This window comes from Bradyrhizobium cytisi, assembly GCF_008123515.1.
Classification (GTDB): domain Bacteria; phylum Pseudomonadota; class Alphaproteobacteria; order Rhizobiales; family Xanthobacteraceae; genus Bradyrhizobium; species Bradyrhizobium cytisi.
Genome location: NZ_VSSR01000020.1, coordinates 91,100 through 109,613, shown reverse-complemented (window position 1 = coordinate 109,613; position 18,514 = coordinate 91,100). Strand labels below are relative to the sequence as shown.

General features: G+C 63.9%; 16 protein-coding genes and 1 tRNA gene. 2 read left to right on the top strand and 15 right to left on the bottom strand.

The window, feature by feature from the left end:
- The 4 genes from FXB38_RS12610 to FXB38_RS12595 form a co-directional block, all read right to left on the bottom strand.
- Nucleotides 1-739, bottom strand: a 739-nt coding sequence (locus tag FXB38_RS12610; RefSeq protein WP_210250909.1) for a hypothetical protein, incomplete at its 3' end; no start/stop codon positions are given.
- Nucleotides 740-757: 18 nt separating this feature from the next.
- Nucleotides 758-834 (bottom strand) — tRNA-His (locus tag FXB38_RS12605).
- A 187-nt stretch (nt 835-1,021) separates the two neighbouring features.
- Nucleotides 1,022-1,453: a phasin gene (locus tag FXB38_RS12600; protein WP_148751179.1), complete on the bottom strand. Its 432-nt coding sequence runs from the start codon at nt 1,451-1,453 to the stop codon at nt 1,022-1,024.
- A 321-nt stretch (nt 1,454-1,774) separates the two neighbouring features.
- Nucleotides 1,775-2,158, bottom strand: a complete 384-nt coding sequence (locus tag FXB38_RS12595; protein ID WP_148751178.1) for a phasin family protein — start codon at nt 2,156-2,158, stop codon at nt 1,775-1,777.
- A gap of 228 nt (nt 2,159-2,386) precedes the next feature.
- Between FXB38_RS12595 and FXB38_RS12590 the strand changes: the two genes are divergently transcribed.
- Entirely contained in the window at nt 2,387-5,692 is a 3,306-nt protein-coding gene (locus tag FXB38_RS12590; protein ID WP_148751177.1) for a PAS domain-containing sensor histidine kinase, read from the top strand.
- Nucleotides 5,693-5,729: 37 nt separating this feature from the next.
- Here the strand turns inward: FXB38_RS12590 and FXB38_RS12585 are convergent, their stop codons facing one another.
- A complete protein-coding gene (locus FXB38_RS12585) occupies nt 5,730-7,703 on the bottom strand; it encodes a methyl-accepting chemotaxis protein (protein WP_148751176.1) in 1,974 nt (657 codons plus the stop codon).
- A 379-nt stretch (nt 7,704-8,082) separates the two neighbouring features.
- Between FXB38_RS12585 and FXB38_RS42690 the strand changes: the two genes are divergently transcribed.
- Nucleotides 8,083-8,232: a hypothetical protein gene (locus FXB38_RS42690; protein ID WP_187434832.1), complete on the top strand. Its 150-nt coding sequence runs from the start codon at nt 8,083-8,085 to the stop codon at nt 8,230-8,232.
- Here the strand turns inward: FXB38_RS42690 and FXB38_RS12580 are convergent.
- The 10 genes from FXB38_RS12580 to FXB38_RS12535 all read right to left on the bottom strand — a co-directional run bounded on the left by FXB38_RS12580 (nt 8,213) and on the right by FXB38_RS12535 (nt 18,351).
- Nucleotides 8,213-8,683 (bottom strand): DoxX family protein, encoded by a 471-nt coding sequence (locus tag FXB38_RS12580; RefSeq protein WP_148751175.1) that lies wholly within the window; start codon nt 8,681-8,683, stop codon nt 8,213-8,215. The genes FXB38_RS42690 and FXB38_RS12580 overlap by 20 nt on opposite strands.
- Nucleotides 8,684-8,877: 194 nt before the next feature.
- Nucleotides 8,878-10,050 carry a thiolase family protein gene (locus tag FXB38_RS12575; protein WP_148751174.1) on the bottom strand — a complete coding sequence of 391 codons (1,173 nt, stop codon included), beginning with the start codon at nt 10,048-10,050 and terminating at the stop codon, nt 8,878-8,880.
- Nucleotides 10,051-10,348: 298 nt separating this feature from the next.
- On the bottom strand, nt 10,349-11,938 hold the full coding sequence (serA, locus tag FXB38_RS12570; protein ID WP_148751173.1) for a phosphoglycerate dehydrogenase: 1,590 nt from the start codon (nt 11,936-11,938) through the stop codon (nt 10,349-10,351).
- Nucleotides 11,939-12,178: 240 nt separating this feature from the next.
- Nucleotides 12,179-13,351: a phosphoserine transaminase gene (locus tag FXB38_RS12565; RefSeq protein ID WP_148751172.1), complete on the bottom strand. Its 1,173-nt coding sequence runs from the start codon at nt 13,349-13,351 to the stop codon at nt 12,179-12,181.
- Between the two features lie 79 nt (nt 13,352-13,430).
- Complete coding sequence (locus FXB38_RS12560; RefSeq protein ID WP_246229842.1) at nt 13,431-13,622, bottom strand: hypothetical protein; 192 nt, start codon at nt 13,620-13,622, stop codon at nt 13,431-13,433.
- A 173-nt stretch (nt 13,623-13,795) separates the two neighbouring features.
- Nucleotides 13,796-14,260, bottom strand: coding sequence for a GNAT family N-acetyltransferase (locus FXB38_RS12555; RefSeq protein ID WP_148751170.1), 465 nt, complete (start codon nt 14,258-14,260; stop codon nt 13,796-13,798).
- Between the two features lie 45 nt (nt 14,261-14,305).
- The gene (locus FXB38_RS12550) at nt 14,306-14,896 is read right to left on the bottom strand and encodes a glutathione S-transferase family protein (RefSeq protein WP_148751169.1); all 591 of its coding nucleotides are present in this window, start codon (nt 14,894-14,896) and stop codon (nt 14,306-14,308) included.
- Between the two features lie 75 nt (nt 14,897-14,971).
- A complete protein-coding gene (locus tag FXB38_RS12545; RefSeq protein WP_148751168.1) occupies nt 14,972-15,868 on the bottom strand; it encodes an outer membrane protein in 897 nt (298 codons plus the stop codon).
- A gap of 171 nt (nt 15,869-16,039) precedes the next feature.
- On the bottom strand, nt 16,040-16,882 hold the full coding sequence (locus tag FXB38_RS12540) for an outer membrane protein (RefSeq protein ID WP_187434831.1): 843 nt from the start codon (nt 16,880-16,882) through the stop codon (nt 16,040-16,042).
- A gap of 227 nt (nt 16,883-17,109) precedes the next feature.
- The gene (locus FXB38_RS12535) at nt 17,110-18,351 is read right to left on the bottom strand and encodes an MFS transporter (RefSeq protein ID WP_187434830.1); all 1,242 of its coding nucleotides are present in this window, start codon (nt 18,349-18,351) and stop codon (nt 17,110-17,112) included.
- Nucleotides 18,352-18,514 lie beyond the last annotated feature (163 nt).

Sequence of the window (18,514 nt, the reverse complement as noted above, 5' to 3'; positions counted from 1 at the left end):
GGTGTCTGGCGCGATCCGTGAAAGGCGGGAACGCATCTGGCGTCTCGTCTCGGGAATAATCGCCGTTTGCGCGCTTCTCTAGCGTTGATGCAGCGACCAAGAGGTTGTCGCTGACGGCATCCACGAACAACGCATAGGCAGTCGGGTTCAACGCCTTGCCCTCGCTGGCTAAGAACGTCGCTACGCGCGCCAACTCGGCTATCTGCGGCCGCACCGCCTCGCGGACGTCCGGTTCTCTTGCCCAATCCCACTGAGAATCGGCTTTAGGGTCGTCTTCGTAATCGTCTGGTGCCTCGGGACGGATCACGTTCCAGACGACATGGTCGCTGAACTCTCGCCAATACTTCGGCTTCCCCGGGTCACCCTCGTGTTGCTTCACGAACCACGAGTACCACCGGCCCGAGAGAGCAATGGCGTTGAGCTTAGTGAGAGGATGACCTTCGCCGTTGCTCTGAGCACGCAACGTGGCAATGCGCGTTTCAATCTCCGCCATCCATTCGGCGAGCTGCGTCTTTGCCTCATGGTGCGGGGTGTCCCTTGGCAGTCTCAGGTGGGCTTCCCTGCGCACGCCATAGAGCCGAGCATATGGATCGCGTACGTCTTCCGGGATGCCTTTGCGGGCGAACCAATTACCGTCTTTCGCTCGACTTAACGCGACCATCCGCAATGCCATTTGTATGCGCCTTTTGTATTTAGCGCGGGCAAATACGTCAGGTCTATCAAGAAGATGCTGATACAACTGGGATTTTTCCCAGCTTGGTACAGTTGGGTGGGCTCGAACCACCGACCTCCTGTTCCACAGACAGGCGCTCTAACCAACTGAGCTACAACTGCATCCTTGCGAGCCGCACCTTGGGCGCCCTGAGAGGGCCGGTCACCGAGGGGGGCTGGACGGGGCGGAAACTAGGTGCAACGGCCGTTTTTGGCAAGGCCGCAAAACCCGATAATCGGGCCTCGAACAACGTTATTTCCAAAGCAAAACCCGGGCTTCGCGGCCCGGGTTTCCTAAGGCCCAATCCGCTCAGGCGGCGGGGTAGAGCTTCGAGGCAGAGGCCTTGATCGGCTCGGCAGTGGCGCTGGCGACGCGCTGGGTGATCTCGGCCAGCTCCTTGGCCTGGGCCTGGAACGTCTCGAGCTGCTTCTTGGCGTGGCCGGTCCAGAGCTGGAAGGCGTCGGTCGGCGACTTCACGCCGAGCAGCTCCTGGGTGAAGTCCAGATGGGCCGTGGTGTTGGCCTTGGCGAATTCCATCAGCTTGGCGGTGTACTCGTTCGCGCCCTTCGAGGCGTTGGCGAACACGGCCTCGATGGTGCCGTTGTGGGTTTCGGCGGCGTCCTTGAACTTGGCGTAGTTCTCGCGGGCCTGCGAAACGCCCTTTTCGGCGAACGCGCGCACCTGCTCGGGGACCTCGAACGGAATGATCGAGGCAGAAAACGGATCAGTCGCACCTGTCATGGTTGTCCCTCACGATAAAGAAAAATGGAGTGAGCCTTCTGGCGCGCCCGCCGACCCAACCGGGGCCATTTCTTCTTGCGAACTGGCGGGTACGAAAGACTGGAAAACGCAGAACAAACGAGATGGCTCGTCCAGCGCCCAGCAGTATCGCTGCCTAACATGTCAACATTGTGCAGCGCAACGCGATCCGGAGGCGCGTGCGGAAATTTAATCCCGGGGAGAGTGAGGTTCCCGGGGTGGGGAACCGGGGGTTGAGGTATTTTGCCGTCCGATGGATTTCCGGGCTCGCGACTTCGTCGCGCCCCGGAATGACAGAGCGGGCTAATGCTTCGGCTTGGTCGTATCCATCGCCGCGCGGCTGACGATCTGGCCTATTTCGCTGGCCTGCTCGGCCAGGGCCTTCATCTGGGCCTGGACGTATTCGCTGTGCAGCCGCATCACCTCGGCGACATCCTTGGCGTGGACCAGCGACTGGGCGTAATTGAGCGAGGCCTGCACATTGGTCTCGGCGAAGGCGATCGCTCTGGCGCCGATGTCCTTGGCGCCGGCGCGCATGGAGGCGCCGCGCTCCTCGATCGAGCCGGCGGCGGCCTCGGCGTTGGCGAGCAGTTTTTCGAAGGCGTCGCGGGCCTGCTTAAGACTGGATTCCGCCACGTTGCGCATCTCCGGCGGAAGGTCGAAAGGCTCATGGGACTGATCGGTCATGGCTGCGGCTCCTGTCATGTTATGCCGGTTTTGCCGAATCCTGCGGATGCAACGACGCGGCGGCTTGCGGGTTCAGCCACATTAAGGTTATCGCGGCTTTAGGACGCGCCCGTTAAGCTCGGGCCGTGGACCTGCCCGCCGCCGCGGGCGATACTAACCCTTTCTTAAGGCTGTCATTCCCGGCAGTCCCTGACGTGACGCCAACAAGCGAGACTTAAAGCCGGTCGGATGACGAGTTCGGATTTCCAGTTGCGCGGCGTCGGCGATCCCAGGCTGTCCGTGCATGCGACCTCTCCGCTGCCGGCCTGGCTATGGTCGCCCGACGGCAGCCGCGTGCTGTGGGCCAATGCCGTCGGGGCAAAATTCTTCGGCGCGGCGAACGCGGCTATTCTCGCGGCAAAGACGTTCGGGCCGGCCGACGTCCATCGCCGCCAGATCACCCGCCTCGCCCGCCAGCTGCCGGCGAGCGGCGCCATCAGGCTCGAACGGCTGCGCGGCTTCGGCGCCCGGCTCGGCACGCTGATGACCTGCGCCTGCGCGCGGCTTGTCTTTGCCGATGGCGGCGAAGGCGTGCTTGTCACCGCGATGGATGCGGGCGCGCGCGCCATGTCGCTGGTCGAGCGGCTGCATCGGCTCGTCGACGGTGCGGCCGTGCCGATGGCAGCGTTCGCGCCCGATGGCATGTTCGCCGGCGCCAGCGAAGCCGCCCGCCCCCTGCTCGGCTTTCGCGATCTCGGCGAAGCCGGCCTCGAGCAGGCGCGCAGCGATGCGCTGGCGCAAGGTCGCGTCGAGCTGCCGATCGGGATCGGCAAGATGGTGCTGCAACGGGTCGGCACTGGCGCCGACGTCGGACTCGTCGCGCTGATCGAGCCGGCGATCGTACAGGCTGCGCCGGTGGCCGAGAGCGCGCCTGATCCTGCGCCGCAGGCCATCGAGACGCCGCCTGCGAACGAGCCCGCTACGGGAATCGACCTGTTCGACGCCTTTGCCGATCTGGACGAAACGCCTGAGACGGCCGAGACGCTCACGCCCGAGCCGCCCATTCGCGTAGCGGCGCCGGAGACACCGGTTGAAAACCCGCCCGCAGCCATCGTGCCGCCGCAAGCCGCGCCGATCACGGGCGGCATGGTCGAGCCGCCTGGACATGCGGAGACACCGCGCCAGCATCCGCTGCGTTTCCTGTGGCAGATGGATGCGGAGGGACGCTTTGTGCTGGCGTCGAGCGAGTTCATCCGCCTGATCGGCCCGCACACCGCGGCCGGCTTCGGCCGGCCCTGGCGCGAGATCGCCGAAGCGTTTGCGCTCGATCCGGACGGGCGCGTGGCGCAGGCGCTTGCGAGCCACGACACCTGGGCCGGCATTACCGTGAACTGGCCGGCCGATGGCGGCGAGCATCTGCCGGTCGAGCTCGCAGGCCTGCCGGTCTACGACCGCGAGCGCAATTTTGCCGGCTTCAAGGGTTTTGGCGTCTGCCGCGATCTCGACGGTCTCAACCGGCTCGATGCGCTCCGGCGTTACGAGCTGTTGTCAGAGCAGACTGTGCCGCAGAGCCTCTGCGCCGATATGGTCGAGCCTGATCCCGAGGAGGGGGCGCCGCCTCCGCCGATCGAGCCGCCTCCGCCACCACCTGAACCTGAACCTGAACCGCCCGTACTCATCACCGAAGCGAATTCACAGCAAACCGATCTGGAAACATCCGTGGAAACGCCTCCCAATGTCGTACCGTTCCGTCCGCCCGGCGACGCCAGATCACAGGGTGATCAGAGATCGCCGACGCTGACGCCGGTCGAGAACAGCGCGTTCAACGAGCTCGCGCGACAATTATCCGAGCGACTCGAACGCGAGCGCGAGACGATTGCATCCGTCGCGGCCGAGCCGCCGGCGGAAGAGACCACGCAGGAAGCACCGACGCCGGAGCCTGAGGCGCCGCCGGCCGCGGCCGAATGGCTGACCGCGCCCGCACCGCCCGCGCGCGGCGACAGCACGCGCGACCGCGCGCTGCTCGATCTGGTGCCGACGGGCATGCTGATCTACCGGCTCGATCGCCTGCTCTACGCCAACCCCGCGTTCCTCACGCGGATGGGCTATGCCAGCCTGACCGCGCTGGAAGATGCCGGCGGGCTGGATGCGCTCTATGTCGAGCCGGGCGTCTCCGCCGCCAGCAGCACGTCGCAGGCCGGCACGCCGGTGACGATCAGTGCTGCGATCGCCAATGGCGAGCAGCCACTGGCGACCACGGAAGCGCATCTGCACACGATCGACTGGGACGGCGCCAGCGCGCATGCGCTGATCTGCGCGCTGCCCAATCCTGCACCTGTCGTGGCCACGCCTGTTTTCGCAGCGCCCGCGATGGCCGAGCCGGTGGTGGTGATCCCCGACCTGCCGGAGTCTGAGGCCGACTTGGAATCCGAGCTAGAGGCCGGCGATGCCGAGGCCGAAGATCTCGCCGCGATCCTCGACACCACGGCCGAGGGCATCGTGATGTTCGATGCCGAAGGCAACATCCACGCCTGCAACCGCAGCGCCGAAGCGCTGTTCGGCTATGACGGCGAAGCGCTGATGCAGCAGAATTTGCTGACGTTGTTCGCGCCCGAGAGCCAGCAGATCGTTGTCGACTATCTCGAAAGCATCCGGAGCGAGGACATCGCGAGCCTGCTCGACCACGGCCGCGAGGTCCTGGGCCGCGAGAAGAAGGGCGGCGTGCTTCCGCTCGCCATGATCATGGGCCGCACGCGGCCCGACGGCCCGAATTTCTTTGCCGTGTTCCGCGACCTCTCGCACAGCAAGAAGGGCGAGAGCGAGCTGACGCAGGCGCGACGCCTGGTCGACGGCGCAGCCAACGCCAAGGCCGACATGCTGGCGCGGATCAGCCACGAGATCCGCACGCCGCTCAACGCCATCATCGGCTTTGCCGAGGTGATGATCTCCGAACGTTTTGGTGCGCTCGGCAACGAGCGCTATGGCGAATATATGAAGGACATCCGCGCCTCCGGCGAGCGCGTGGTCACCATCATCGACGATTTGCTGGAGCTGTCGCGGATCGAGACCGGCAAGCTCGATCTCAGTTTCACCAACCTCAACCTCAACGACCTCGTGGAAGCCTGTGTCACCGTGATGCAGCCGCAGGCCAACCGCGAACGCATCATCATCCGCACCTCGCTCGCGCATGCGCTGCCGCAGGTGACGGCGGACGCGCGCGCGCTGCGTCAGGTCGCGATGAACTTGATCTCGAACTCGATCCGGCTTGCCAGCGCCGGCGGCCAGGTCATCGTCTCGACCGCATTGAACGATCGCGGCGAGATCGCGCTGCGGATCCGCGACACCGGCCATGGGCTGACCGAGACGGAAGTCGCCGCCGCGATGGAGCCGTTCCGCACCCCGCCACCGGGCGACGCCGCAGACAATTCCGCGCTGAGCCTGTCGCTGACCAAGGCGCTGGTCGAAGCCAACCGCGCCCAGTTCAATATCAAGAGCGCGTCGAATTCCGGCACGCTGATCGAGGTGGCGTTCGCGCCGGTGGTGGCAAGGGCGTGAGGTTCACGTCATGTCCGGGCATGACGGCGCGGAAGCTTCAAGCCGCGCGCACGGTATCCAGGAACTTGCCGACCTCTAACTTCAGCCGGTTGCTGTCGCCCGACAGCGACCTGGCCGCGGAGAGCACCTGGGTCGATGCCGAGCCGGTCTCGACCGCGCCCTGCCGCACATTGCTGATGTTGGCGCTGACCTGCGTGGTGCCGGCCGCCGCACTCTGGACGTTGCGCGATATCTCGCTGGTCGCGGCGCCCTGCTCCTCGACGGCGGCCGCAATGGTGGACGAGATCTCGGACAGGCGCTCGATCGTGCCGCCGATGGTCCTGATCGCGCCGACGGACTCGTTGGTCGCGCCCTGAATGCTCGCGATCTGCTGACCGATCTCGCCGGTAGCCTTCGCCGTCTGCTCAGCCAGCGCCTTCACCTCGGAGGCCACGACGGCGAAGCCGCGCCCGGCTTCGCCCGCACGCGCCGCCTCGATGGTGGCATTGAGCGCCAGAAGGTTGGTCTGGCCCGCGATCGCGTTGATGAGCTCGACCACATCGCCGATGCGCGCGGCGGCCTTTGACAATTCGCCGACGCGATCATTGGTGTGCCCGGCCTGGCTGACGGCCTCTCCGGCGATGCGCGCGGAGGCCTGCACCTGGCGGCTGATCTCGGTGACGGAGGCGGTCAGCTCCTCGGCGGCGGACGCCACCGACTGCACGTTGGTCGCGGCCTCCTCCGACGCAGCTTCGACCAGCGTGGCAAGCTCGGTCGAACGGCTCGCGGTCGTCGTCAACGACGTCGCCGACGCCTCGAGCTCGGTGGCAGCGGACGACACCGTCTCGACGATCTCGCCGATCGCACCCTCGAAATCGTCAGCCATCCTGATCATGTCGGCGCGTCGGCGCTCGGCGGCGAGCTTGTCCTGCCTGATCTTTTCTTCCGCCTCCTCGCGCGCCTTCTGCTCGGCGTTGATCTTGAACGTCTCGACGGCTTGCGCGATCTCGCCGATCTCGTCGGGGCGGCCGAGGCCGGGCAGCACGATCGCGAAATTGCCCTTGGCCAGCTCGATCATGGCCGCCCGCATCGCGGCAAGCGGCTTTGCGACCGAGCGGCCAATGAAGATGCCGAGCCCAAGCACGCCGGACGCGATCAGAGCGATCGCCACGGCGATCCAGAACTGGATGCCGTCCCGCTCGGCAACGTTGCGCCGGTCGGCTTCGGCGCGGATGCTGTCGACCGATTTCGAGACCTGCTCGACGACAGGTTCGACCGTCGAGAACGCCTCCGACATCGCCTTCAATTCCGTCGCGAGCTTCAGCGCGGTCTCGATCCATGCGGAGAAGTCGCGCTGATAGTCGGCGAGCCTCGCGCGCAGCTCGGCCTTCGCGTCGTCGGGAACGGCGGCGGCGTCGACGCCGGCCAGAAATTCCGACGCGCGCTTCTTCATCTCGTCGCCGTATTTGGCATTACGGCGCAGCATGAAATCCTTCTCGTGCCGGCGCATCATCAGCATGATCACCTTGAGCGCGGAATTCTGGAGTTGGTCGACCTTGCTCTCGATCTCGTGGACGGAGGTCCGCAGGCGGCCTTCGAGGCCCGAATTCTCGTCAAGCCCGAGACGCTCCCGCTCCGCGACCACCGTGGCGAAACGGATCTGATAGATCTTCAGCGCTTCGTTCATCGCATCGATCTTTTGCGCGAGCTCGGGCTTGCCGAGCGCCGCGATCCTGCCGCGGAGCTTTTCGATATCGCGTGCGACCTGGCGCGAGATCTCGAGCTGACGCTGCGCCCTCGCCGGGTCACTGCGCAGCAGAAAATCCTTTTCGGCGCGGCGGCCTTCGAGCAGCTCGACCGCAATATTGTTGTTGAGCTCGAAGACCGTGCGCGCGTTCTCGGCGGCGTCGCGCGACAGGCCCATCGCCCGCTCGCCGTAGAGATGAATGCCGCCGATGAGGACGACACCGACGACGCCGATGACGCCGATCGCAGTGATCTTGTGGGTGAGGCGAAGAGCGAGAAGCCGCATCTTGGTACCAAGCTAGAGTGACCGATGCGGTTGATGAAACCCTGATGCGTAGAAACTTCCGTTAATTTGCGGGCACGTGGAACTACGTGTTTTTGTCATAAAGCTCGCCGTCAGGATGTGTTGACCGTTCCCCACGATACCGCTGATGGCGGCTTCTGCACTGTGACGTGCACAAGCCGGTTTATGACCACCGCGGCGCTCATCGCGAATCAAGGGTTCGCGGACGGCAGCACCGAGAACTCTTCGCCGCTCATTTTCCGAGCATCTGGGCGTCTTGCTACCCTGAAGACTACCCCTGAAGAGGACTTGCAGCGTCGACTCGGTTGAGCAACGCTCGCGCAATTTCAGAACAGCTATCTTCTATTTTTGTGAGGGCATCATGCCTGACATATTGGAAGTTCTGTTGTGGTGCGCAGCATTGGCGACATGGCTGATGCTTCTCTTCGCAATCGTCGGCGAGATTCTCAAACCGCTCTCAAAGAGCATCCGCCGACTGGTCGCGCAAGCTTTCAAGCTCTACGTGAAGTGATTGCCGGCCACAATACTCGATCGAAGCTGAACCGGCCCGCGCCGGTGACGAAGATCAACATGGCCCCGCCCATGATCGAGATATTCTTCAAGAAATTATTGTACTGATTGATCTGCTGCCCACCGGCGGGATATTCCCAGTAGCGATGTGCAATCGCGGTTGCCATCAACACGAAGACAAACATCAGAACTGCGCAATAGCGCGTACGGATGCCCAATATCAAGCCTGCGGATATGACGACTTCCAGCGTGATATTCACGATCGTGAACAGCTCAGGCGCTGGAAGATTCAGCGATCGAAAATAGCCCACCGAGCCGCCGAAGTCGGCTATTGCTCCGTACGCGCTTCCAACGAACACCCATGCCAGCAGAATACGGCCAATCAGGAGCAGTGCGCCAGCTCCGGCTGTGGCGACCCCATCGGCTGTCAGAAAATCCGAATCAGCTTTCATCGGTAGATCCCCCGAGCGTCTTGTGCAACGCCGGCTGGAAACATTTAGTACCGAGAGCACACAATAGCATGAACGGGCGGACACATGAAAGCGCCCGTGCCGGCTGTTTGGCACGGCGGCAAAGCACGTCGAGCTACATACGAAAAAGGCACGGCGCTTGCGGCGCCGTGCCTTTCACATTCAGATCGCCTTGATCAGCTGTAGATCTCGAACAGGCCGGCGCCGCCCTGGCCGCCGCCGATGCACATGGTCACGACGCCCCACTTGGCCTTGCGGCGGGCGCCTTCCTGCAGCAGGTGGCCGGTGAGACGGGCGCCGGTCATGCCGAAGGGATGGCCGATCGCGATCGAGCCGCCGTTGACGTTGTACTTCTCGGGGTCGATGCCGAGCTTGTCGCGCGAATAGAGGCACTGGCTGGCGAAGGCCTCGTTGAGCTCCCACAGATCGATGTCGTCGATCTTCAGGCCATGACGCTTCAACAGCTTCGGCACGGCGAAGATCGGCCCGATGCCCATCTCGTCGGGCTCGCAGCCTGCCGCAGCCCAGGCGACGAAACGGCCGAGCGGCTTGAGGCCGCGCTTCTCGGCATCCTTGGCTTCCATCAGCACCACTGCGGCGGCGCCGTCGGAGAGCTGGCTGGCATTGCCGGCGGTGACGAACTTGCCCGGGCCCTTCACCGGCTCGAGTTTTGCCAATCCTTCCAGCGTGGTCTCAGGACGATTGCATTCGTCGCGGTCCACCACGTAGTCGACAATGCTCTCGGCCTTGGTCGCCTTGTCCACCACCTTCATCTTCGTTTTCATCGGGACGATTTCGTCCTTGAACTTCTTGGCCTGCTGGGCTGCGGCCATGCGGCGCTGCGACTCCAGCGAATATTCGTCCTGGTATTCGCGGCTGAGCTTGTAGCGCTCGGCGACGATGTCGGCGGTGTCGATCATCGCCATGAAGATGTCAGGCGCGGTGTTGAGCAGCTCGGGATCGACCCATTCCTTCGGCGAGCCGCCGCCCGGAATCGAGATGCTCTCGACGCCGCCGGCGACGATGCAATCGGCACCGTCGGAGCGGATCGAGTTCGCGGCCATCGCGATGGTCTGAAGCCCTGAGGAGCAGAAGCGGTTCACCGACACGCCGCCGGTCGACTTCGGCAAGCCTGCGAGCAGCGCGGCCTGCCGGCCGATGTTCGGCGCGCCATGGGCGCAATTGCCGAGATAGCAATCCTCGACATAGTCCTTGTCGACGCCGGCACGGTCGACCGCGTGGTGGATGGCGTGGGCCGCGAGCGACATCGGCGGCGTGATGTTGAACCCGCCACGGCCGGACTTGGCCAGACCCGTGCGCGCGTAGGAAACGATGACGGCTTCACGCATTGTTTTCTCCCTTTTCGAACGATTGGTACGGAGCGTGCTGGCGCCATTGGTACACAAAGTTTGGAGGGTGCGGGAGAAATAAAAACGCCGCCTCCGATGATTGAGGCGGCGTTGTTCCGCGGGTCGGAATATCAATGTGAGCGTCGCTCTATCCGCTCGTCATACCCGGGCTTGTCCCGGGCATCCACGTTCTTCGGACCGCGCGGCAAGGCGTGGATGGCCGGGACATAGGCGAGCGGAAGCGACGCCGTCCTTCGGACGGCTATGCCCGGCCATGACGCAAGAGGCGAAAGCTCGATCAGAACGTCAGCGCCTTGACCTGCTTGACCTGCGGCAGCGCTTGCACCTTGGCGAGCACATCCGCCGGCACCGCGCCGTCGACCTCGACCAGCGCGATGGCATCGCTGCCCTGGGCGACGCGGCCGAGATGGAAGGTCGCGATGTTGATCTTGGCGTCGCCGAGCAGGCCGGCGAAGTGGCCGATGAAGCCCGGCTTGTCCTCGTTGGTGACGTAGATCATCGACTTGCCGAACTCGGCGTCGACGCGGATGCCCTTGATGTCGACGAGGCGCGGCTTGCCGTCGTGATAGACGGTGCCCGAGACCGACCGCTCCTGGCGCTCGGTGGTGACCGTGACGGTGATCAGGCTCTCATAGTCGCTCTGGGCGGCGCGGACGATCTCGTCCACCACCATGCCGCGCTCCTTGGCGACCACCGGCGCGGACACCACATTGACCTCGCCCAGCATCGGCCGCAGCAGGCCCGACAGCACCGCCGAGGTGATCGCCTTGATCTTCATCTCGGCGACGTGGCCCTCATAGGTGATCTCGACCTTGAGGATGCCGCTTTCGGTGAGCTGGCCGGCGAACGAGCCGAGCTTCTCGGCGAGCGCGATGAACGGCTTCAGCTTCGGCGCTTCTTCCGCGGTGATCGAGGGGAAGTTCACCGCGTTCGAGATCGCGCCGGTGAGCAGATAATCCGACATCTGCTCGGCGACCTGCAGCGCGACGTTTTCCTGCGCTTCCGTGGTGGAGGCGCCGAGATGCGGCGTGCAGATCACGTTGGGATGGCCGAACAGCACGTTCGTCGTCGCGGGCTCCTCGACGAAGACGTCGAAGGCGGCGCCGGCAATGTGCTTGGCGTTGAGCGCATCGACCACCGCCTGCTCGTCGACGAGACCGCCGCGGGCGCAGTTGATCAGGCGCACGCCCTTCTTCATCTTGGCGACCGCGGCCGCATCGATGATGTTCCGGGTCTTCTCGGTCAACGGCGTATGCAGCGTGATGAAGTCGGCGCGCTTGAGCAGGTCATCCAGATCGACCTTCTCGACGCCGATGTCCTTGGCGCGCTCCGGCGACAGGAAGGGGTCGAACGCGACCACCTTCATGCGCAGCCCGAGCGCGCGGTCGGCGACGATCGAGCCGATGTTGCCGCAGCCGACGATGCCGAGCACCTTGCCGGTGATCTCGACGCCCATGAAGCGGTTCTTCTCCCACTTGCCGGCCTGGGTCGAGGCGTCGGCCTGCGGGATCTCACGGGCGAGCGCCAGCATCAGCGTGATGGCGTGCTCGGCGGTCGTGATCGAATTGCCGAACGGCGTGTTCATCACGATGATGCCCTTGGCGGTCGCAGCCGGAATCTCGACATTGTCGACGCCGATGCCGGCGCGGCCGATCACCTTGAGGTTGGTGGCCTTCTCCAGGATCTTGGCGGTCGCCTTGGTCGCGGAGCGGATCGCGAGGCCATCGTAATTGCCGATGATCTCGGCGAGCTTGTCCTTGTCCTTGCCGAGGTTGGGCTGGAAGTCGACCTCGACGCCGCGGTCTTTGAAGATCTGCACGGCAGCAGGCGAGAGCGCGTCGGAAATGAGAACTTTGGGTTTGGTCATGGGGATGTGTCCTTCGCCGTCCCTAAGGGGGATCGGCCCGAGGGCCGAAATGGGTAATTGCGCGGAAGCTCTTTGCTCTCCCTCTCCCCGTTCTTACGGGGAGAGGGTTGGGGTGAGGGGCAGCCACGGGCGAGGTGCTCGTGGAGAGAGCCCCTCACCCGGATCGCACCGGACGATGCTCCGCATCGCCGGGAGCGACCCGGCCTCTCCCCGTAAGACGGGGAGAGGCGAAAAGAAAACTTATGCTGCCTTGGCGAGCTGCGCCTTGGTCTCGGCAAAAGCCCAGTCGATCCACTGCGTCAGCAGCTCGACATCCCGGGCCTCGACGGTGGCGCCGCACCAGATGCGCAAACCCGCCGGCGCATCGCGGTAATAGGCGAAGTCGTAGCCGGCGCCTTCCTTCTCGACGAGAGCGACCAGCTTCTTGGAGAACTCGGCCTGCGCGTCCTCCGAGAGCGAGGTGATCGCGGGATCGATGAACTTCAGGCACACCGAGGTGTTGGAGCGGATCGCGGCGTCCTTGGCCAGGAAGTCGATCCAGGGCGTCTTCGCCTTCCAGTCGGCCAGCACCTTGGTGTTGGCGTCGGCGCGCGCGATCAGCGCCTTGAGGCCGCCGATCGACTTGGCCCAGCTTAGTGCGTCGAGATAATCCTCGACGCAGAGCATCGACGGCGTGTTGATGGTCTCGCCAACGAAGATGCCTTCGTTGATCTTGCCGCCCTTGGTCATGCGGAAGATTTTCGGCAGCGGCCAGGCCGGCTTGTAGGTCTCGAGCCGCTCCACCGCGCGCGGCGACAGGATCAGCATGCCATGCGCGGCTTCGCCGCCGAGCGCCTTCTGCCAGGAGAAGGTGACGACATCGAGCTTGGCCCAGTCGAGGGCTTGCGCGAATGCAGCCGACGTCGCGTCGCAAATGGTCAGGCCTGCGCGGGTCGCGCTGATCCAATCCGCGTTCGGCACGCGGACGCCGGAGGTGGTGCCGTTCCAGGTGAAGACGACGTCGCTGTTGGGATCGACCTTGGAGAGGTCGGGAATTTCACCGTAAGCCGCATTGAGCTTGGTGACGTCCTTGAGCTTCAATTCCTTGACGATGTCGCTGACCCAGCCTTCGCCGAAGGATTCCCAGGCGAGCGTGGTGACGGGCCGTGCCCCGAGCAGCGACCACAGCGCCATCTCGACCGCGCCGGTATCCGACGCCGGCACGATGCCGATGCGATAATCGGCCGGCACTTCAAGCACTTCGCGCGTCAGATCGATCGCGAGCTTGAGCTTGGTCTTGCCCACCTTCGCGCGATGCGAACGGCCGAGCGCTGCGTCCTTGAGATTTTGGGCGTTCCAGCCGGGGCGCTTGGCGCAGGGGCCGGAGGAGAAATGCGGCACGTTCGGCCGCGAAGCGGGCTTCGCTACAGTCATAATCTACCCTTCCAGATAGTAAGCCTCCCGTTGGGGGGAGGTGTCCCGCCGCGGCTGATACGGGAATCGGGAAGACCAGTCAAGGAAGTTCCGGCGTCTCACGCTGGAGTGATGGCTCCTCCGGCACGAGATCGGGGGATGCAACCGGGGCGAGCGCGTTCAGCAAGTCCGTGGCCTCGCTGATCAATTGCGCGGCGCGGCGGCGGCTGCCGACCTTCAAAATGCATTTGTCGTTGGCCTGCACAACGTAATCGTTGCCGACCTTGATCATGGAATACCTTGCCATCGAAATCCCCGAACCGACCGAGCCCGGTTTCAGACGCTGGCGTAGCACCGTTCGTTCCCCGATCAACGTGAACGACCAAGGGGTAGTTTATCAGCTCTTAAGATGAACGAACGCGCGATCGGATTTCGCAAGCCGCGCAACGGTCCCGACGGCCTGCATCAAAAACGCACAGTCATGCCGGCGTGACTCAATGCAAATCCGAGACGCTTGTAGAAGCGCTGCGCGTCGACACGGCTCGCATGCGTCAGCAATTCGACCAGATTGCAGCCGCGCGCCTTGGCTTCCGTCATCGCCCATTGCACCAATTGCTCGCCGATGCCGCGGCTGCGGCAATCGGAGGCAACGCGGACATCCTCGAGCAGGCCGCGAATGCCGCCTTGCGAGCTGATGCCCGCGAGCACCGCGAGTTGCAGGCAGCCGACCACCCTGCCCTCGCTCTCGGCGACCACGAGCGCGAGATTCTGGTCACGCTCGACCCGCTCGAACGCCTGATAGTAGACGGCCGGAAGCGGATCCTCGACGCGCTCGCGGGCGCGGCCGAGACGATCGTCGGCAAGCATCGCCACAATCGCGGGAACGTCCTCGCGGCGCGCGGGACGGATGGAGACGGACTTGTCGTTCATACGGGAAACTCCAGGATTCCGTGCGACGGATTCCGCGCGATGGATTTAGCGCGCCGGCGGTAGACCGAGACAGGCCTCAGCTTCGGCGATCCAGCGGCGGATGGCGGCATAGCGGTCGAGATCAAAACCGCCTTCATGCGCAAGGCGCGTATAGGCAAGCAGCGAGACGTCGGCGAGCGAGATCTCATCGTCGGCGAAGAAGCGGCTCGTTGTGAGATGCGCCTCCATGCGGTCGAGCGCCGCATAGCCGCGCTTGACCTTGTCGGGATCGAGCTCAGAGGGATGCTTGCCGAGATAGACCAGCTGGAAGCGGCACACCGCGATATAGGGCTCGTGGCTGTACTGCTCCCAGAACAGCCATTCGTCCATCTTGGCGGCAGCAAAGGCGTCGCGCGGCACGAGTGCGCTGTCGCGGGCAAGATAGCGGATGATGGCGTTGGACTGCGCCAGCATGCGGCCGTCGTCGAAGGCGACAGTCGGCACCTGGCCGGCGCCGTTCATCTCAAGAAATTGCGGCGTGCGCGTCTCGCCCTTGCGCGTATCGATCTCGATCCAGCGATAGGGCAATGCGAGCTTGTCGCAGACCCACTTCACCTTCAGACAATTGCCCGAGTTGCTATCGCCGTAAATCTGCATCGCTGCCGCCCCGCTTTCGCCCGGCAGAGCATCAGGACGGAAGCAGCCTGTCAACCGCGGCGCAGCGCAGCAGCGTCAGAACTTGTAGCCGAGCCCGACGCGCGCATTGTTCAGCGTCACCGAGGTGTTCATGACGGGCGAGAATTTCACGTACTCGTATTCCACGCGCGCGAACAGACCGTCCCAGATGCAGTATTCGACGCCGAGGCCGGCGGTCCAGCCCACCGCGAAGGCGTTGGTCCGGCGCTGCGTCTGCGCCTGCGACTGAGCTGGAACGGCCTGTGGCGCTCCGAAAGTGGTCGACGTCACCGTGACGCCGCCGACGACAATCGAATTCGTCACATCCTGACGCAAATCCACCGTGCTCGTTACCGAGCGAGAGACGTCCATTCGGCCGACGGCAGCGCCTGCGAAGGCATAGGGCATGAAATCGCCGCCGTCCCAACCGACGCGGCCGCGCAGCGTGATCATGTCCTTGACCTTCGCCGCGGCGGTGCCGGTCAATGTCACGTCGTAATTGTCGGTGACATTCGCGGCATGCGTATCGCCGGCCGGATTGACGATCGTGAGCGAGTTGCTACCCGACGTCGAAGTGGCGAGGTTGTTGAAGTAGGTGTAGGTGCCCTCGAGACTGAGAATGGCATCGTACCATTGCCAGTTGCGGCCGACGAAGGCGTTGAAATTGGTGCTCTGCGTGTTCGTCTTGTTCATGAGCGACCAATTGGCGGTCGGCTGCTGCAGCACGCTGTCACGGAAGATGAAATTGGTCAGGCCGACGACGCTCTGGCTGAAGTCGCTCGCGTCAGTGGAGTAGCCGGCGCCGCCGCCGAAATAAGTGCCATCCCAATTATGGGACGTCTTGGATAGACCGTCGGTGAAGCCGCCGCGCAGCACGGGCAGATCCGGCATGTCGGCCGCGTGTGCGGCGGACATAGATCCCAAAGCCGCCACCACCAACCAAAGCCTACGCATTGCAACGCTCCATCGAACTCGAACTTTCGCTCGTGATCATGGCTCGTTAACCTTAACCAATGGTTGCGCCAGAGGCTTTCGTCGCCGCCGGGCAATGAAAAATATGCCACGCAAAAACGGCGCGGGAGCATCCCGCGCCGTTAAGAGACATTAAGCGATGGGGGCGAACGATCAGCCCTTGGTGACGAGCGGCGGCGGCATGTAAGCCGGCGGGCTGTTGAGCTCCCAGCGCACGCCGAGCTTGACGTCGTGCGAGGTGAGCTCCTTGATCTTGATCGAGGTCGGGCCCGAGCCGCTGTTGTCGAACAAGCGGTAGTTGCCAGGTGCCGCATCGCCGAGGTTCATGTAGCTGTAGGCCAGTTCAACGGTGAACCCGGGATTGACCTTGTAGGCGAGGCCGGCGTGGGCCGCCCAGGCAAAGTTCCACTTTCCGTTGTCGGCGAAGTAGGCGACGCTGTTGGCCAGGGGCGGAGTATTTCCCACGGTGTATGACACGCCGTCGTCGCGGAAGCCGCTGATCTTGTTGTAGGAGCCGCCAACACCGGCACCAATGAACGGCGTAATGCACCACCAGGTGCCGAGGTCAACGTAAGCGTTGGCCATGACGACCCATTCGGACTTGCTGCCGCTATAGTTGTTGGAGCCGACGAAGCCGGGCCCAATGACGTTATCCGCACCATGCAGGTTAGCCTTGCCACGGTACTGGCCGATCACGTCGGTGCGAAACCAGTTGTTGAAGCGATAGCCGACACCGAGGTCGAACAGCGGCGACGAGTCGAAGCCAAGTCCCTCCGTCGTCTTCGTAAACCCAGGCCCGACGGCGCCCTCGATGCGCTTGGCGCTCTGGTTGGTCATGCCGACGTCACCGCGCAGGTACCAGCCGCCGAAGTCCGCGGGCGGGGCGGGCGGCGCGTACATGGGGGGCGGAGCCGCGATCGGCATATCGGCGGCGAACGCCATCGACGAGATCAGTGACGCCGCACCCGCGGCAAGGAGAGACTTAACGCTACGCATTGGCTTCGTCCTTATGGCCGGTGAGGCAAAATGCAGCTGCCTCACGTTCTGGAAACTCACGGGCGGACGATGGCAGCAAATGTTTAAGCGCCACTTAACCCTAATTTTTAAGGTTGATTTTTTCTCACTACACACGCGGATGCGGCGCAAGCGTTGCAAAAATGCGGCAGCCGCGCTCCGCAATTGCTAACGATGTATGAAGCCGCAATGCAGCAAGTGGAACTGCGTTAACGCACGTGCCGCGGCAGCTTGGGCAGGAACACCGCGAGCAGCCCGATCGCCGGCAGGTAGGCGCAGACTTGGTAGACGAACTCGATCGAGGTGTGATCGGCGAGCTTGCCGAGCACGGCCGCGCCGAGCCCGCCGATGCCGAAGGCGACGCCGAAGAACACGCCGGAGATCATGCCGAAGCGATGCGGCACCAGCTCCTGCGCGAACACGATGATCGACGACGTCGTCGAGGAGATGATGAGACCGATGATGACGGTGAGTACCGCGCTCGCGTAAAGCCCGGCATAGGGCAGCGCCAGTGTGAACGGCAGCGCGCCGAGGATCGAGATCCAGATCACGATCTTGCGGCCGAAGCGATCCCCGAGCGGTCCGCCGAGAAACGCACCGACCGCGTTCGCCGCAAGGAAGATGAAGAGGTACATTTGGGCGGCCTGCGTCGACACGTTGAAACGGTCGATCAGGTAGAAGATGTAGTAGCTCGACAGGCTCGATACGTAGAGCTGCTTGGAGAACAACAATGCCACCAGCACAACGAGCGCGACCGCGACCCGGCGCGAGCTCGGCGCGTCAGGATGGGCCTGCGCGACCACTGTCTTCTTCGCCCTGATCTGCGGCTCGTACCAGCGGCCGATGCGCCAGAGGATGACGATCGCGAGGAACGCGATCGAGGAGAACCAGGCGATGCTGCCCTGCCCGAACGGCACGACGATCAGGGCTGCGAGCACCGGCCCCATCGAGGTGCCGAAACTGCCGCCGAGCTGAAACACCGATTGCGCGAAGCCGTAGCGGCCGCCGGAGGCCAGCCGCGCGATGCGCGCGGATTCGGGGTGAAACACCGCCGAGCCGAGACCGACCAGGGCAGCGGCAATCAGGATGACGAGATATTGGTGCGCGGCGCTGAGCAGCAGCAGGCCGAAGAAGGTCGAGGCCATGCCGATCGACAGAGAATAGGGTTGCGCCTTCTTGTCGGTGTAGTGACCGACCACCGGCTGGAGCAGCGACGCCGTGAACTGGAACGCCAGCGTGATCATGCCGATCTGCGCGAAGTCGAGCGCGTAGGTGTCCTTGAGGATCGGATACACCGAGGCGATCAGCGACTGCATGGTGTCGTTGAGGAAGTGCGAGAAGCTGATGCCGGCGAGCACGACATAGGCCGGCCCTGCGGCGGCGGGCGCGATGTCGGCGACGACGACCGGCTCGGTCAGTGTTTCCTCGGAGACGAGAACTGGCTTGTTCAATGGATCGATCCCGGCAGGCGCGGCGAACCGCCACACTGCCTAACTACGATGACCGTGGTGGCCGAACCACCACCAATCGTCGATAGCTGGGATGCGTGTGTTTGCCCTTCTTCCTTTGCTGGAGAGGGTCTCTATCCGCGAGCCTGGAATCGTAGGGTGGGCA

What these genes read in the sequence shown, in the direction of transcription:
- FXB38_RS12585 (WP_148751176.1), bottom strand. Translation starts at nt 7,703, where the DNA reads ATGCGGCTTCTCGCTCTTCGCCTCACCCACAAGATCACTGCGATCGGC.
- FXB38_RS12555 (WP_148751170.1), bottom strand. Translation starts at nt 14,260, where the DNA reads ATGAACGACAAGTCCGTCTCCATCCGTCCCGCGCGCCGCGAGGACGTT.
- FXB38_RS12575 (WP_148751174.1), bottom strand. Translation starts at nt 10,050, where the DNA reads ATGCGTGAAGCCGTCATCGTTTCCTACGCGCGCACGGGTCTGGCCAAG.
- FXB38_RS12595 (WP_148751178.1), bottom strand. Translation starts at nt 2,158, where the DNA reads ATGACCGATCAGTCCCATGAGCCTTTCGACCTTCCGCCGGAGATGCGC.
- FXB38_RS12545 (WP_148751168.1), bottom strand. Translation starts at nt 15,868, where the DNA reads ATGCGTAGGCTTTGGTTGGTGGTGGCGGCTTTGGGATCTATGTCCGCC.
- FXB38_RS12550 (WP_148751169.1), bottom strand. Translation starts at nt 14,896, where the DNA reads ATGCAGATTTACGGCGATAGCAACTCGGGCAATTGTCTGAAGGTGAAG.
- FXB38_RS12590 (WP_148751177.1), top strand. Translation starts at nt 2,387, where the DNA reads ATGACGAGTTCGGATTTCCAGTTGCGCGGCGTCGGCGATCCCAGGCTG.
- FXB38_RS12600 (WP_148751179.1), bottom strand. Translation starts at nt 1,453, where the DNA reads ATGACAGGTGCGACTGATCCGTTTTCTGCCTCGATCATTCCGTTCGAG.
- FXB38_RS12540 (WP_187434831.1), bottom strand. Translation starts at nt 16,882, where the DNA reads ATGCGTAGCGTTAAGTCTCTCCTTGCCGCGGGTGCGGCGTCACTGATC.
- FXB38_RS12580 (WP_148751175.1), bottom strand. Translation starts at nt 8,683, where the DNA reads ATGAAAGCTGATTCGGATTTTCTGACAGCCGATGGGGTCGCCACAGCC.
- FXB38_RS12560 (WP_246229842.1), bottom strand. Translation starts at nt 13,622, where the DNA reads ATGATCAAGGTCGGCAACGATTACGTTGTGCAGGCCAACGACAAATGC.
- FXB38_RS42690 (WP_187434832.1), top strand. Translation starts at nt 8,083, where the DNA reads ATGCCTGACATATTGGAAGTTCTGTTGTGGTGCGCAGCATTGGCGACA.
- serA (WP_148751173.1), bottom strand. Translation starts at nt 11,938, where the DNA reads ATGACCAAACCCAAAGTTCTCATTTCCGACGCGCTCTCGCCTGCTGCC.
- FXB38_RS12565 (WP_148751172.1), bottom strand. Translation starts at nt 13,351, where the DNA reads ATGACTGTAGCGAAGCCCGCTTCGCGGCCGAACGTGCCGCATTTCTCC.